Origin of the sequence: Rhizobium sp. BK399 (assembly GCF_014194695.1) — a bacterium.
Lineage (GTDB): Bacteria > Pseudomonadota > Alphaproteobacteria > Rhizobiales > Rhizobiaceae > Rhizobium.
The window spans coordinates 83991-98810 of the sequence record NZ_JACIAH010000003.1 but is presented as its reverse complement, the minus strand read 5'-3'; the positions used below and the strand labels follow the sequence as shown (position 1 = coordinate 98810).

Here is a 14820-nt window from a genome sequence, read left to right as displayed (position 1 = left end):
GGTCTACGGTTCGAGTTCGCCGCGCGCTTCCAGATACCAGTCGACGAATGCCTTGACGCCGATATCCAGCGTTGTCTCCGGCTTGTAGCCGGTCAGCGCCATCAACAGGTCGGGGCTGGCAAAGGTGCGCGGCACGTCACCCTTCTGCATCGGCAGCATCTTGCGCTTGGCCGGCTGGCCGAGTGCCCTTTCGACGGTCTCGACAAAGGTCATCAGGTTTTCGGGCTGACCGCCACCGATGTTGACGACGCGGAACGGCGCCTGATGTGAGAGGGTCTCCACCCGTTCGTCGGTCACGCGATTCGCTTCCGAGGGAACGACGGAAGAAAGCCGGAGGATCGCCTCCACGAGGTCATCGATATAGGTGAAGTCGCGGCTCATCTTGCCTTCGCCGTAGATCTCGATCGGCTGGTCTTCCATCATGCTCTTGACGAACTTGAAGAGGGCCATATCGGGACGTCCCCAAGGGCCGTAGACAGTGAAGAAGCGGAAGGCTGTCGTCGGGACCTTGTGGAGATGGGCGTAGCTGTGCGCCATCAGTTCCATCGATTTCTTCGTCGCCGCGTAGAAGGTCAGCGGTTCGTCCGCACGGTCTGTCTCGCGAAATGGAACGGTCGGATTGGCGCCATAGATGGACGACGTCGATGCCAGCATGAGATGGCTGACACCGACATCCTTGGCAATCTCCAGGATGTTCCAGGAGCCTTCCAGATTTGATGTCAGGTAAGCGCGCGGATTTTCCAGGCTGTAGCGCACACCGGCCTGTGCTGCGAGGTGGACCAGCACATCCGGCCTTGCGTCCGCGATGGCGCCTTCCAGGGCATTGCGGTCTTCCAGCATCGCCGTCACCGGGCGGAAGGCAGGAAACTGTGCCAGCGCGGCATTGCGCATGTGCTTCAGCTTGATGTTGTAGTAGTGCGTCATGCCATCGAAGCCGGTGACTTCGTTGCCCTCCTGCAGCAGGCGGCGGGCGAGATGAAAACCGATGAAGCCTGCGGTGCCGGTGATGAAATAACGCATCTACTTCTTCTCGTTCTTCTTTCCGACTGCAAAGTAGCTGAAGCCGTGCTTTGTCACTTCGGCGACCGGGTAGATGTTGCGCAGGTCGACGACAACAGGGGTTCTCACCATAGACTTCAGCCGCTTGAAATCGAGCGCGCGGAACTCGTCCCATTCTGTCACGATGACAATGGCGTCGGCACCGTCAGCAATGTCGTATGGGTCCTTGCCGTAGGTGATCGGGCCGATGACTTCCTTCGCCATCTCCATGCCTTCCGGGTCGAAGGCGTGAACCTTGGCGCCACCGTCCAGCAGCGCCTGGATGATGGTGATCGACGGTGCGTCACGCATGTCGTCGGTATTCGGCTTGAAGGTCAGGCCGAGGATAGCGATCTTCTTGCCCCGAACATTACCGTCGCAGGCTGCGATGACCTTGCGGCCCATGGCGCGCTTGCGGTTGTCATTGATCGCGACTGTCGTCTCGATCAGGCGAACCGGGCTGTCATGATCCTGTGCGGTCTTGACCAGTGCCAGCGTATCCTTGGGGAAGCATGAACCGCCGTAACCGGGGCCGGCATGCAGAAACTTGTCGCCGATGCGCTTGTCCATCCCGATGCCCTTGGCGACCTTCTGCACATCGGCGCCGAGCTGTTCGCAGAGGTCTGCGATCTCGTTGATGAAGGTGATCTTCATCGCCAGGAAGGCGTTGGCGGCGTACTTGATGAGCTCAGAGGTGCGGCGTTCGCAGAAATAAAGCGGCGCTTCGTTGAGGTAGAGCGGGCGATAGACTTCACGCATGACTTCCACGGCGCGCGGCTCTTCAGTGCCGATGACGATGCGATCCGGGCGTTTGAAGTCCGTGATCGCCGCGCCTTCGCGCAGGAATTCGGGGTTGGAGACGACCGCAATATCCTTCTCCGGGAACTCGTCGCGGAAAATGCGCTCGATTTCATCACCGGTGCCGACAGGAACAGTGGACTTGGTGACGATAACGGTAAACCCGGAAACGGCTGCCGCGATCTCGCGGGTCGCGGCATAGACGTAGCTCAAGTCGGCGTGGCCATCGCCGCGGCGCGAAGGTGTTCCGACCGCGATGAAGACGACATCCGCCTCGGCAACTGGAGACGCCAGATCCTTGGAAAAGTCGAGGCGGCCGGCAGTGCGGTTATGCTCGATGATGGCGTCGAGACCGGGTTCAAAAATCGGAACTTGGCCGGCTTCCAGCGCGTCGATCTTCGCGGCCGATTTGTCGACGCAGGTGACATGATGGCCGAAATCGGCGAGGCAGGCACCGGAGACAAGGCCGACATAGCCCGAGCCAATCATCACAATACGCATGGATTCATTCCCTGAGACGGCGATCGCGGCCCGGCCGGTTGGCGGAGCCGCGATGGTGTTACAGGGGGAAGTTTATAAGTTCAAGACAACAGTGATCAGCTGCGGCCGAACTCGTCCACGATACGGATGATATCGTCTTCGCCGAGATAGGATCCGGTCTGCACTTCGATCAGCTCGAGCATGATCTTGCCCGGGTTGGCCAGGCGATGGATTTCGCCGAGCGGGATGTAGACGGATTCGTTCTCTCTCAGCATCTGCACGTTCTCGCCGATGGTCACCTCGGCCGTGCCCTTGACGACGATCCAATGCTCGGAGCGGTGGTGGTGCTTCTGTAGTGACAGTTTCTTGCCCGGCGTGACGAAGATGCGTTTCACCTGGAAGCGGTCGCCGTTCAGCACCGAGGTATAGCCGCCCCAAGGCCGGTAGGAGGTGGGATGGGTCTCGGTCAGCTGCGATGTCGTGGGGGCGGAGGCGAGCATCTTCACGAGGTTGCCGACGTCCTGGCTGTCCTGCAGTCGGCCGACATACACGGCGTCCTCGCTGGCGATGACAGCGATATCGTCCATGCCCTGGACGGCTAGGTGTACACCATGTGTCATGATGAGCGAGTTCTTGGTGTTGACGACCGTCGTATTGCCGGCTGCCACATTGCCATATTCATCGCGGCTACCGCTCTTCCAGACGGAATCCCAGCTGCCGAGGTCGGACCACTTGAACGGCGAGGGGACGACGGCGGCGTTGCTCGTCTTCTCCATGATCGCGTAGTCGATCGAGATGTTCGGGGCCGCGGAGAACGCTGCCTTGTCGAGACGGATGAAGTCGAGATCCCTGACGCTTTTTGCGAGCGAGTCGGCTGCTGCCTTCAATACCGGTGCAGCATAGGTGCGCATTTCGGCGAGCAGACGCGAAACCGAAAACATGAACATGCCGGAATTCCAATAGAAACCGCCAGCGGCGAGCATTTCTTCTGCATTGGCGAGTGGCGGCTTTTCGATGAATCGTGCCACCACCCGAGCACCCGAAGGAAGCTGCTCCCCACCCTCGATGTAGCCGTAGCCCGTTGCAGGCTCGGTCGGCTGTATGCCGAAAGTTGCCAGCTTTCCCTCGGCCGCCGTTGCGGCAGCAATGTTGACACAGCCAAAGTAGGTGTCGTCGGCAACGATTTCGTAGTCGGAGCCGAGCACGTGCATAATGGTGTCCTCGTCAAAACGGTCGCGTACCAGCGTCGCAGCGGCGGCTACGGCGGCGGCGGTATTGCGGGCAACCGGTTCGAGCAAGATGGCGGCGAGGTCGATGTCCAGCTCACGCGCTTGCTCGGCGACGAGAAAGCGGAATTCTTCGTTGGTAAGAATCACGGGCGCTTCGTAGAGCGCGGGATCGGACACGCGCCGCAGCGTTTCCTGAAAAAGTGTCTTGTCGCCAACGAAACGGATGAACTGCTTCGGTGCTGCAGCGCGTGACAATGGCCAAAGCCGAGTACCTTTGCCGCCTGCCATGATCACGGGAACGATCTTCTTCGTCATCTCTAATATCCTTGACTATCTCTTGCTTGGTCGATCAGTTCGTCTTGGCCCACCAGCGGATGCGTTGCAGTCCGGCACCGAGCAACGCTGCGGCGGCGGCTTCGCCTTCTGCCTCAACGTAGCAGCGCATTTCCGGAGCATTGCCGGAGGGACGGAAATGAATGATTCGTCGGTCCTTCAGCGTGACACGCAGCCCGTCGATATCGCTGACGCTGCCAACTTTGCCGATCGGCTCCAGAAACGCCGCGAGGTTGGAAGACCCGGAACGGAGATGCGCCATCAGACGGGCACTTGTCTCAACCGGAAAGTCTTCGAGACGGTCAGCCATGGTAAACGGCAGGCCGTAGGAAGCAACGATGACCGAAAGCGGCTGCCGTCTGGATGCTGCAAGAAACAGCGTCGCCAGGATGGGCACGAAGCAATCGCGCGTCGGCAGGGCGCGCAGCGTGTGGCCGTTGACTTCGGAATCGCTCGCCGTCAGCACGCCGCCATTCGCCTCGAAGCCTGCGACATGGTTCTGGCCCGCTGTGATTGCCTCTTGCATGCCCGATATCACAAAGGGGGAGCCGACGCGGGTGCGAATGACGCTAAAGCGCCCCGCAGATTCGATCCCGGAATTCGACGTAACCGGTGTAACCACTGCGGTCGCACCGAGGAAGTTTGTGGCGATCAATCCAAGAAGATCACCGCGCAGCGGCGTGCCCGTCTCATCTGTCACCAGCGGACGATCGCCATCCCCATCGGCGGAGACGATCGCATCGAGGTCATGTTGTCTGGCGGCATCCGTCAGTTTGGCAATCGTTTCTTCGGAAACGGCTTCGGTGTCGACAGGATTGAATGTCTCTGACCGGCCAAACGGGACAACTGTCGCGCCGTAATGCTTCAAGAGATCCACAAGCAGGTCGCGGGCGACCGTGCTATGCTGGTAGATGCCGACCTTGAGGCCAGCAAGCGCGCCCGCGGGAAGAATATTGGCATTCCGTTCGCGGAAGGCCGTCAGGCATTCGGACGAAACCTCGTGCGGACGTGTGCCGCGGGGCGCAAACGCAAAGCCGGTACGATCGAGTTCTGTTGCCAAAGCGGTGATTGCCGCCTCGTCTGCTTTGTCGATCTCGCCGTCCGGCCGATAGAACTTGATGCCGTTACGATCAGCAGGTATGTGCGAACCGGTCACCATCAGACAGGCGGCCTTTTGCTGGAGACCATAAAGCGCAAGGGCTGGCGTCGGCGGCGTGCCGCAGTCCTGGACATCGAAACCGAGGCTGACAAGGGCATCAGTGCAGTTGGCCGTGATTTCTGGACTCGAATCCCGGTAGTCCCGGCCGATCAGGATGGCGTCGCCCGCGCGCGCCAGTCCGCTGTCGAGCAGGTAGCGTCCGAACGCGGTGGCATAAAGTGCCGAAGCGCGCCCCTTGAGGTCGACAGACAGGCCGCGAAGTCCACTTGTTCCGAATTTCATCTTGAAAGGTTCCCGACGCGCTTGAATTCACCTGCGATTTGAACGCAATCTACCCCGCATTTGTAAATATTGCCGACGGCCAACAATAAAATGTCCGCCAATTCCCGCCTCGAGGCAAGTTGAAAGCGCGCAGAAGCGGATGAGGACTGTCAATGGATGAACAATCGATCGCGCTGGAGGAGAGCTGGAAGAACGCACTCGCTGGCGAATTCTCCAGTCTCTACATGCAGCAGCTAAAGGCGTTCCTCCTCGCCCAGAAGCAGGGAGGAAAAAGGATCTTTCCGAAGGGGTCTGAGTACTTCCGCGCTCTCGACCTCACGCCACTGGCGGACGTCAAGGTCGTGATCCTCGGGCAGGACCCTTATCATGGACTCGGGCAAGCGCATGGCCTTTGCTTCAGCGTCCGACCGGGCGTGCGAATTCCGCCCTCACTCGTCAATATTTACAAGGAAATGCAAAGCGACCTGGGAGTTCAGCCGGCGCGGCATGGATTTCTGGAACATTGGGCGCGGCAGGGCGTGCTGTTGCTGAACAGCGTGCTGACGGTCGAGGAGGCTCAGGCTGCATCGCACCAGGGCAAGGGGTGGGAGCGCTTCACCGACGCTGTCATTCGCAAGGTCAACGACGAATGCGACGCGGTGGTCTTCATGCTTTGGGGCTCCTATGCGCAAAGGAAGGCCGCCTTCGTGGATACGTCGCGTCATCTGGTGTTGAAGGCGCCGCATCCGTCGCCACTTTCCGCACACAGCGGCTTCTTTGGCTCTGGCCATTTTTCCAAGGCCAATGCCTTCTTGCAGGCGCGCGGCCGGGCGCCGATCGACTGGCAGTTGCCCACGAACCCAACTGATCTTTAGGCTCTTTCTGAACGATCTTTATTTGTCGTTCACTAAAAGGAGACAATGCGTTCTGGTCGTCGGGGCTATTCCGATCGACCCTTAGCGATCATCTATATCCCATCCGAAGCCCGCGAGGCGGGCAAGAAAGGGGTCTCAAATGCTCGATCAAATCAAGGGTCTGCACCACGTCACATCGATGGCGGAGGATGCCCGCACCAACAACCAGTTTTTCACCAATGCGCTCGGTCTGCGTCGCGTCAAGAAGACCGTGAACTTCGACGCACCTGACGTCTATCACCTCTACTATGGTGACGAGACCGGCGCGCCAGGTACGATCATGACGTACTTCCCATTCCCGAAGATGCCGCAAGGACGTCCGGGAACCGGTGAGGTCGGGACCACCGTTTTCTCTGTCCCGCAGGGTTCGCTCGGTTTCTGGAGCGATCGTTTGAACAAATTGAATGTCACCGGCCTGAAGACCGAGGAAGCATTCGGCGAAAAGCGCCTGAACTTTGGCGGTCCCGATGGCGACGGCTTTGCGCTGGTTGAAGTCAAGGAAGACGATCGTCTGCCCTGGACGCACGGCGGCATCAGCGAGGACCACGCGATCCGCGGGTTTCACTCGGTCGCCATGCGACTGCGCGATGACGGCGCCACGTCCGAGCTGCTTAGATTCATGGGCTACGAAGTCCAGGAAGAGCGCGATGGCGTGAAGCGCCTGACCATTCCCGGCGGAAACGGTGCCCATCTCGTCGACCTGGAAACCATGCCAAACCTCTCGCGAGCTCTGCCAGGCGCAGGTTCGGTGCACCATGTCGCTTTCGCCGTGGAGAACCGCGAGAAGCAGCTCGAAGTGCGCAAAGCGCTGATGGATACGGGATATCAGGTTACGCCTGTCATCGACCGCGATTACTTCTGGGCGATCTACTTCCGCACCCCAGGTGGCATCTTGTTTGAGATTGCGACCAACGAACCCGGCTTCAACCGTGACGAGGACACGGCGCATCTCGGTGAAGCACTGAAACTGCCGCAGCAACATCAGCACATGCGCGCTCTTATCGAGCAGCACCTGCAGCCGTTGGAAGCCTAAGGGGACACACGATGACCGATAACAGCTATGTGCACCGGCTCCAGGCCGGTGCACCCGGAAAGCCCATTCTTGTCGTACTGCACGGAACGGGCGGCGACGAGAACCAGTTTTTTGATTTTGGGCGACGCTTGTTGCCGGAAGCGACGATCGTATCGCCGCGCGGCGATGTTTCCGAGTTCGGCGCAGCACGCTTTTTCAAGCGTACCGGCGAGGGCGTCTACGATATGGCGGATCTTGCTCGAGCAACGGAAAAGATGGTGTCCTTTGTCGCAACGCTTGCGAAAGAACATGAGGCGACCGATGTCCTCGGGCTTGGCTTCTCGAACGGCGCAAATATCCTTGCCAACGTGCTGATCGAAAAGGGATTGTTCAATGCTTCGGTTCTGATGCACCCGCTGATCCCGTTTCAACCGAAGGCAAATCCAGCGCTCGGCGGACGAAAGGTACTGATCACTGCCGGTGAGCGCGACCCGATCAGTCCTGCGCCCGTGACGAGGGCCTTGGCGGAGTATTTTGAGGCGCAGAATGCTTCCACCACGACGGAATGGCATGCCGGTGGGCACGATATCAGGCAGAACGAAATCGATGCCATTCAGAGGTTCTTCGAGCCATATCGCTAAGCAACTCCTGTCGGATGGCCCTCGACCATCCGGCAGGCTTCATTCAAATGCAGGGGGTGATAATCCAATAGGATTATCTGTGGTTGTGAAGCGTCCCTGCTGTGGTAATTGTTTGCGCGATAAAACCTGAGCGAGTATTCGGCTGTATCGGTTGAGGGTTTGCATTCGCATGAACGATGTCGCAGACCCTCGAATGCTGATTGGACTAGCCCACCGGCAAGTCCGTACAATATTGGCGGTGGCTCTGCCGATCTTCCTGCTGAGTGTTGCTGTCCTCTTCTCTCTCTCACCGCGGTATACCGCTCAGTCGCTGGTTCTTGTCGATACGAGTTCAAAGAATCTTCTCGACCCCAATACTGCCGCCACAAGCGGCCTGACCGACAACTCCCGAGTAGAGGGCGAGGTTCGCATCGTTCGATCCGATGCAGTGCTCCTCGACGTCATAAGGGACGGCAATCTCCTCTCCGACCCGGAGTTTACATCCAATGGTTTCATGGAACCGCTACTGGCCGTCGTTGGCCTCAAGCGGACGGCGTCGTCGGGCGACAAGGCGATTGGGGCCGTTCTTAACTCTTTCAGGTACGCGGTCCGGGTTCGCCGCGAAGGTCTGACCTATCTTATCACCGTCGGTGTGACGTCGAAGGATGCCGAGAAGGCGGCGCGGCTCGCAAATCTTGTGACGGCTGTCTACATCAAGAAACAGGTCGAGGCAAAAGTCGCGAATACAGTCTCGGCCGGCAAGATTCTCGAGCATCAGGTCACGGCCGCTCGAGACGTCCTTGCGCAGAATGAGCGAAATCTCGATCTGTTCGTCACCTCCCATGGCAATCTCCAAGCCGCCGGATCGCTGCAGCAGTTGCGGCTGGCGGACGCGCAATTTGGCGAAACCGCCTCCGATGCGCGCGGTCCAAGCTACGGGCGCGGTGTATCCTCGGAAATCCTCACCCAATACTATGCGCTGCAGCAATCGGCGCAGGTCGCAAGGACCCAATATCAGAACCTTTTGACGCGACTGCAGGATTTCGAGGCGCAGGCGAGTCTCCAGGTCGCCGACAGTCGCATAGTATCCGCAGCGCTCGCCCCGATCGAGCCATCGTATCCGAGGAAAGGTCTTGTGCTCGCAGTGATGGCCATCCTGGCGCTGGGTCTGGGCATTGGAGGCGCCTTGCTCCGGGAATTCTTTATAGGCGGCTTTACAAGTGAGGATCAGGTAAGCGCAGTACTGAACATTCCGCTCGCCTCGGTAACGCCGGATCAGGCAGGCAGCGAAGTTGAAAAGCCGCACGGGCGAGGCCTTTCCGACACAATCATGTCAGCCCCGCTCTCGCTCTTCTCTGAATCACTGCGACGCATCCGCGTGTCGCTGGATCAGACGTTATTGCGAAATGCCGGGCTCCTCGAACCTGAGACCGAAACAGGCGTCGTCGTTATGGTTGCTTCGGCGCTCTCTGGAGAGGGAAGGTCAACGCTCGCGACCTCCCTGGCACGTACCTATGCTTTGGCCGGAAAGCGGACACTGCTCGTCGATTGCGACCTTCGCAAGCCCAGCATCCATCGGCATGTCGATCGCGAGCCGACATCGGCATTCGTCAATCTTTTGCGTGGCGAGCCTGATCCCGGTCTCGCGAACATGGTGGTGACAGATCACGCTACCAACCTCTCCGTGATCCTCGGCGCACGGCCCGCCGAATTTCCGACGGACGAGCTTCTGATGGGGCCGCGGGTCAGGAAACTGCTGGAGCGAGCACGCCAGCACTTCGACTACATTATCGTCGACACGCCTCCAATGGAGGCGGCTGTTGATGCCCTCTATCTCGCGCGGCTGAGCGACGCTGTGCTCTTCGTCGTGCAGTGGGCGACTACGCCTCAAAAGGCCGCGCGAAAGGCAGTCACCGCCCTAAGGGGCCATACGAGAGATGCAGCGCCAATCATCGCGGTGCTGAACAGACGGGATCAACGCAAGTGGTTCGCGGTTGGAGGGCATTATGTTCTTGCAAGTGCCTAAGAACTGCGTGCGTGGCGTAGGCTTCAGCCGAGCAGCAGGCTGCGCGGGGGTGGTTGGAATACAGCAGTGGCGGCGGCTTTCTGCTGGGGCGGTCAATTTGCGGCATCTTTTTCTTCATTTCATCTGAGAAAAGACATGAATTGCCGACGGCGTATACTTATTCATGATTACTCGGGTCACCCTTTTCAGGTCGAGCTGTCGCGCTGTCTTGCAGAACGCGGCCATCAGGTTTTCCACGTCCATTCAGAGAGCTTTCAAACCCCTAAGGGCGACCTGACGAACCGTTCGGATGATCCCACGAGCTTGCAGATCGCAGGTGTTCGTCTGGACGGAGTCTTTCACAAGAACAGTTTCCTCAGGCGAAGGTCCCAAGAGATCGAAACCGGACGGTTGGTTGCAGTTCAAATCCAGCAATTTCGGCCGGAGGTCGTTATTTCCTCCAACGCCCCGCTGGATACCCAAGCCGTGATCTACAAAGCGACACGGGCGATCGGAGCAAAATTCGTCTTCTGGCTTCAGGATATCTATAGCGAAGCGATCGGCCGCATCTTGCCCCGTAAGCTTCCGGTGCTCGGCAGCCTTGTCGCCAAGCGCTATCGCAAGCTCGAATACGACCTCTTGAGGGGAAGCGACCATATCGTCGCGATCACGGACGACTTTGTCCCGTTTCTTTGCAACAACGGCGTCTCAACTCACGATATTTCCGTCATTGAAAATTGGGCGCCGCTGAATGATGTGAGCGCGCAAGGGCGAGCGAAGCCGGGAAATGGAACGATACACGCCGTTTACGCGGGAACGTTGGGCTACAAGCACAATCCCGAGGTTCTTCTTTCTGCGGCGAAAGCGCTGACCGTGACGATTGACGTCCTCTCCGAGGGCCGCGCGGCAGACGAGCTCGCGCATCGTGCAAAGACCGAAGGCATAACCAACCTCGTGGTCCGACCGTGGGTTCGATTCTCGGATCTGCCGGGGGTGTTGGCTGATGCCGACATACTGATCGCCATGATCGAAGCCGATGCTGGGATCTTTTCGGTGCCGTCGAAGGTACTCACTTACCTCTGCTCCGGGAAGCCAGTACTCGCCGCCATCCCCGCAGGAAATCTCGCTCGGAGAATCCTCGAGCGGGAGCAAGCCGGGCTCGTTTCGGAACCCGGCAATCACGCAGATTTCGTGACCAATTTTCGTCAGTTGGCTGAGCGTGCGGAGGTCCGGGCGAAGCTTGGCGCAAATGGTCGCGCGTATGCCGAGAGAAGTTTCGGGATTGATCGGATTGCGGATCGATTTGAGGGAATTCTTGAACGGCTGTTCTTGATGGAGTTGCAGGCAAAATAGCGCTGGGGGGCGTAAGGTGCTGGGGAAAACTGCTCTTGTCTGTGGTGCCGGAGGCTTCATCGGCAGCCACCTTGTCCGACGGTTGAAGCATGAGGGGTTCTGGGTTCGCGGCGTCGATCTCAAGTATCCGGAATATGAAGCGACGGTAGCCGACGAATTCATTGCGGGTGACCTTCGCCGGCAGGATGTTTGCGAGAGGGTCATCGACGGTCGCTTCGACGAGGTCTACCAGATGGCCGCTGACATGGGCGGGGCTGGGTATATCTTCACCGGCGAGCACGACGCCGACATCATCCACAATTCTGCAACCATCAACCTCAATGTCGCCGAAATCTGCCGCCGTCAGAATGTCGAGCGAATTTTCTACTCCTCTTCGGCCTGCATCTATCCTGCGTACAATCAGGAAGATCCGGACAATCCCAATTGCGCGGAATCATCGGCCTATCCCGCCGCGCCAGACAGCGAATATGGGTGGGAGAAACTCATCTCCGAGCGCCTCTTTCTCGCCTACAACCGCAACCATGGAATGAAGAACCGCGTTGCGCGATACCACAACATCTTCGGACCTTCCGGTACATGGCAAGGCGGCAAGGAAAAAGCGCCAGCTGCAATCTGCCGCAAGGTTGCGATCGCCTCGCATGGCGATGAAATCGAGATCTGGGGTGATGGCCTGCAGACCCGCTCTTTCCTCTACATAGACGAATGTCTGGAGGGAACGACACGCCTGATGCGCTCCGGTTTCGAGGGACCGGTCAACATCGGGTCGGACGAGATGGTGACTATCAACCAGCTCGTTGACATGGTCTGTGCCATCGCCGGCAAGCGGCTTCAGAAGCGACATATTCCCGGTCCCCTTGGTGTCCGCGGGCGGAACTCCGATAATCGTTTGATCGAGGAGAAGCTGGGCTGGCGACCAGCGCAAAGCCTCATTACCGGTTTGGAGGCAACTTATGCCTGGATCGAGAGCCAGTTGATCCGAGTGGCCGCATGACGGCGATCGGTGCTCACCAGGCAAAGGTACGTGGTGAGCGAGGCCTGTCGTGGCGGGGAACCGGCAACGCAGCGCTGTTGATTGCGAGCTTCGGGATAGGGCAGGGATCGATCTTTCTCGCGCAGACCCTGCTGGTCAGTCGGGGGGAACTCGAGCTACTGGCGCGCTTCGGGACATGTTTTTCCTTTGCTGTTCTCGCGCTGATGATTGTCGATTTTGGATGCATGACCTCGGTCGCCCGCAGAGTTGCCTTAGCAGATGTCAAGGGTGACGGTGCGGAGATCCGACACTGCTTCTGGTCCGGAAGCATGGTGCGGCTTTGCGTGGCCATTGCTGTCGCATTGATTGGTTTGTCGTACGCGCTGTGGTCGTGGGATGACTTCAGCTGCGCCTACCTCACAGCGGCCACTCCGGCCCTCATATTCTGGGCTTTCAACGCCGGCGGCATTCTTGATGGACTGAAGCTGAGTGGACTGAGCGGGGTGACCGGCATGGCGACGTACCTCTGCTCTGGGGCAGCGCTGCTGCCTGCGAGCGGTCTTTCGGCCAACCAGTCTGGTCTGATTCTCGGGGCGGCCTTGTCGATGGGATGCGGCATCGCCGTCACCATGCAGTTGTTGACCCTTTGCCATGTCGGCCGCCCTCCTGGGAGGATATCGGTGACATGGCGACGCTGCACGGACCTTGTCCGCGAAGGAGTGTCGGTCTTGCTTGCGCTACTGCCGGGGCAGCTGTCGTTTCGATTCCAGCTCATTATCTGCTCACTGCTTTTTGGCCAGGGACCGACGGCGATTTTTCTCTACGGTCGGCAGATTACGGCAGCGGGCTCGCAGGTCCTGGAATCTGTCCGCCGAGCGCATTTTCCTCTGCTCGTACACAGGATTGCCACGAGCGTCAGCCCGGTTTGGACAGCATTCGGCGTTCAGCGCTTGGCCACATGGATTTCCGTATCTGGTTCATCTGGCCTTTTGATAGCCGGTTTGCTGATCGCCGGATCGACACATGCTGCGATCGCCGCAGCGGCCGGTGTTGTCAGTCTTTTCTCGTTTGGGATACTGAGCGGTGCATTGGTGTCGACGCTATCCCAGGCGGCACAGGCACTGGGGCACTACCGCGCGGTCGCCTTGTCGGCCAATGGCGCCATGCTGATCTGTTTCGTCGCAACTGCCGCGCTCGGCTACTGGCTTGGTCTTGCTGGGCTTGCGGTTGCCGAGGTGGTCTCGCATGCCGCGGGCGCGTTGGGCCTTTGGTATCTGCTCTTTCGTCGTGGTCTACCGGCATGGCGAGGGAAGTGATGATCAGGCTCGGGACGGTGCTGGCACTCTACCTCCTCAACTTGCCTTTCGCCGACAGTCTTTTCGTGGTCGGCCTGAGCTTGCCGCTGTTCGCCATTGTGATCGTCGGTTTGGGGCGCCTGCGATCGCGCGATTTCGAGATTGGCGACATTTTCTGGTTCTGTCTGTTTATCTATTTTGTGATCTCGCCGTTGCAGCGAATTCATGGGGACCGGATCGGTGGCGCGACTGCGATAACGGCCTACGCCTACGATCCGGCCGAGTACGCTCTGGCGATGCTGGTCGTCGTTGTCTTTGCCTTCCCATTCCTCTTCGTGTCGATGCAATCCGATGAACAGCCGGCGGCGACCGATGTCCGACCTGCTATACCTTTCATCCTCTTCCTCAACGTCGTTGCCTTCATCCTGTTCGCCATGTCCGAAGGTGGCTTCGAAAGGCTGCTTTCATCGCGCTTGGAGCAGGATGGCTCGCAGCCCTTCATCGCGAGCATGCTATTTCTGGCCGTTCAATCTGCGAGTGCTTGCCTGGTGGCAGCATACTGTCGCTTATCGCCGCGTAGGCTTACCGCGGTGTCGATGCTGCTGCTCGTTCTGGTTTTGCTGGCGGTCGCCAGAAACCCGTTCAATGCACCACGCTTCGTGCTGCTGGCGGTGTGGGGACCCGTGTTCCTGGCACTCGCTGGTGGCAAGCTATCGGCGGCGAAATTCTACCTTTGTGGCCTGGTGGCGCTGACGATCCTGTTTCCGATCCTCAATATAACGACACGCTCAGGATTGGAGGGATTGCAGGATCTGTCGCAGGTCTCGGTTGTCGGGAACTTCTTTGACATCCCTTCCGTCGATGTGTTTGACATGGCTGTCCACTCCGTCCGCTACATGTCGACGCATGATCTCATGTGGGGCGAAAAGCTGACCGCTGTCGTACTGTTCTTCGTTCCCCGCGCCGTCTGGCCGGGTAAACCGATCGTCGGCGGGCTTGATATCGGCAATGATCTCTTTGCCGCCGGCATGTACGGGACGCCAAACCTCTCCCTCTTTCTCGGCTGCGATTTCTACATGGATTTCGGGTTTGTGGGCGTCGTGCTTGGCGGCTTCGCATGTGCATTTCTGCTGGGAGCGATGATCCGGTTCAACCAGGACAGGTTCTTCGGGGTTCGCGTACTCCAATTCTTCATCGCAGCGTCCTTGCCCATTCTTCTGCGTGGGCCGGTGGGTGCGGTGCTTCCGCTTTTCGTCTGTCAACTGTTTGTCGCGAAGCTGCTTTCGGTCTCGCTCCGGCGGTTCGTCCAGCCACCGGCACAGTTAGCCGCCGTTCGAGCTTGGAGGCGATGAT

At 59.0% G+C, this 14820-nt stretch carries 12 protein-coding genes; 8 read left to right on the top strand and 4 right to left on the bottom strand.

All coding sequences use genetic code 11. The features are described from left to right. Nucleotides 1-3 precede the first annotated feature (3 nt). The 4 genes from FHT97_RS09380 to FHT97_RS09365 all read right to left on the bottom strand — a co-directional run bounded on the left by FHT97_RS09380 (nucleotide 4) and on the right by FHT97_RS09365 (nucleotide 5319). Complete coding sequence (locus FHT97_RS09380; RefSeq protein WP_183861579.1) at nucleotides 4-1020, bottom strand: NAD-dependent epimerase/dehydratase family protein; 1017 nt, start codon at nucleotides 1018-1020, stop codon at nucleotides 4-6. After that, nucleotides 1021-2337, bottom strand: coding sequence for a UDP-glucose/GDP-mannose dehydrogenase family protein (locus tag FHT97_RS09375; RefSeq protein WP_183861577.1), 1317 nt, complete (start codon nucleotides 2335-2337; stop codon nucleotides 1021-1023). It lies immediately after the preceding gene. Between the two features lie 95 nt (nucleotides 2338-2432). Continuing rightward, a complete protein-coding gene (locus FHT97_RS09370) occupies nucleotides 2433-3860 on the bottom strand; it encodes a mannose-1-phosphate guanylyltransferase/mannose-6-phosphate isomerase (RefSeq protein ID WP_183755576.1) in 1428 nt (475 codons plus the stop codon). A gap of 34 nt (nucleotides 3861-3894) precedes the next feature. After that, nucleotides 3895-5319, bottom strand: coding sequence for a phosphomannomutase (locus tag FHT97_RS09365; RefSeq protein ID WP_183861575.1), 1425 nt, complete (start codon nucleotides 5317-5319; stop codon nucleotides 3895-3897). A gap of 152 nt (nucleotides 5320-5471) precedes the next feature. Between FHT97_RS09365 and ung the strand changes: the two genes are divergently transcribed. The 8 genes from ung to FHT97_RS09325 all read left to right on the top strand — a co-directional run bounded on the left by ung (nucleotide 5472) and on the right by FHT97_RS09325 (nucleotide 14819). Further along, a complete protein-coding gene (gene ung / locus FHT97_RS09360) occupies nucleotides 5472-6173 on the top strand; it encodes a uracil-DNA glycosylase (protein WP_183861573.1) in 702 nt (233 codons plus the stop codon). Between the two features lie 139 nt (nucleotides 6174-6312). Next, nucleotides 6313-7245: a VOC family protein gene (locus tag FHT97_RS09355; RefSeq protein ID WP_183755579.1), complete on the top strand. Its 933-nt coding sequence runs from the start codon at nucleotides 6313-6315 to the stop codon at nucleotides 7243-7245. 11 nt (nucleotides 7246-7256) lie between these two features. After that, nucleotides 7257-7865 carry an alpha/beta hydrolase gene (locus tag FHT97_RS09350; RefSeq protein ID WP_183861571.1) on the top strand — a complete coding sequence of 203 codons (609 nt, stop codon included), beginning with the start codon at nucleotides 7257-7259 and terminating at the stop codon, nucleotides 7863-7865. A gap of 169 nt (nucleotides 7866-8034) precedes the next feature. Beyond that, nucleotides 8035-9870, top strand: coding sequence for a GNVR domain-containing protein (locus FHT97_RS09345; protein ID WP_246712588.1), 1836 nt, complete (start codon nucleotides 8035-8037; stop codon nucleotides 9868-9870). Nucleotides 9871-9936: 66 nt separating this feature from the next. After that, nucleotides 9937-11202 carry a glycosyltransferase family 4 protein gene (locus FHT97_RS09340; RefSeq protein WP_259127156.1) on the top strand — a complete coding sequence of 422 codons (1266 nt, stop codon included), beginning with the start codon at nucleotides 9937-9939 and terminating at the stop codon, nucleotides 11200-11202. A 16-nt stretch (nucleotides 11203-11218) separates the two neighbouring features. Beyond that, nucleotides 11219-12193 carry an NAD-dependent epimerase/dehydratase family protein gene (locus FHT97_RS09335; protein WP_183861569.1) on the top strand — a complete coding sequence of 325 codons (975 nt, stop codon included), beginning with the start codon at nucleotides 11219-11221 and terminating at the stop codon, nucleotides 12191-12193. Then, nucleotides 12190-13488, top strand: a complete 1299-nt coding sequence (locus tag FHT97_RS09330) for an oligosaccharide flippase family protein (protein ID WP_183861567.1) — start codon at nucleotides 12190-12192, stop codon at nucleotides 13486-13488. The genes FHT97_RS09335 and FHT97_RS09330 overlap by 4 nt, the downstream gene beginning before the upstream one ends. Then, nucleotides 13488-14819 (top strand): hypothetical protein, encoded by a 1332-nt coding sequence (locus FHT97_RS09325; protein WP_183861565.1) that lies wholly within the window; start codon nucleotides 13488-13490, stop codon nucleotides 14817-14819. The genes FHT97_RS09330 and FHT97_RS09325 overlap by 1 nt, the downstream gene beginning before the upstream one ends. Nucleotide 14820: the final 1 nt, after the last annotated feature.

Coding starts and splice junctions, on each gene's coding strand:
- FHT97_RS09380 (WP_183861579.1), bottom strand. CDS start 1,020: ATGCGTTATTTCATCACCGGCACCGCAGGCTTCATCGGTTTTCATCTC.
- FHT97_RS09375 (WP_183861577.1), bottom strand. CDS start 2,337: ATGCGTATTGTGATGATTGGCTCGGGCTATGTCGGCCTTGTCTCCGGT.
- FHT97_RS09370 (WP_183755576.1), bottom strand. CDS start 3,860: ATGACGAAGAAGATCGTTCCCGTGATCATGGCAGGCGGCAAAGGTACT.
- FHT97_RS09365 (WP_183861575.1), bottom strand. CDS start 5,319: ATGAAATTCGGAACAAGTGGACTTCGCGGCCTGTCTGTCGACCTCAAG.
- ung (WP_183861573.1), top strand. CDS start 5,472: ATGGATGAACAATCGATCGCGCTGGAGGAGAGCTGGAAGAACGCACTC.
- FHT97_RS09355 (WP_183755579.1), top strand. CDS start 6,313: ATGCTCGATCAAATCAAGGGTCTGCACCACGTCACATCGATGGCGGAG.
- FHT97_RS09350 (WP_183861571.1), top strand. CDS start 7,257: ATGACCGATAACAGCTATGTGCACCGGCTCCAGGCCGGTGCACCCGGA.
- FHT97_RS09345 (WP_246712588.1), top strand. CDS start 8,035: ATGAACGATGTCGCAGACCCTCGAATGCTGATTGGACTAGCCCACCGG.
- FHT97_RS09330 (WP_183861567.1), top strand. CDS start 12,190: ATGACGGCGATCGGTGCTCACCAGGCAAAGGTACGTGGTGAGCGAGGC.
- FHT97_RS09325 (WP_183861565.1), top strand. CDS start 13,488: ATGATCAGGCTCGGGACGGTGCTGGCACTCTACCTCCTCAACTTGCCT.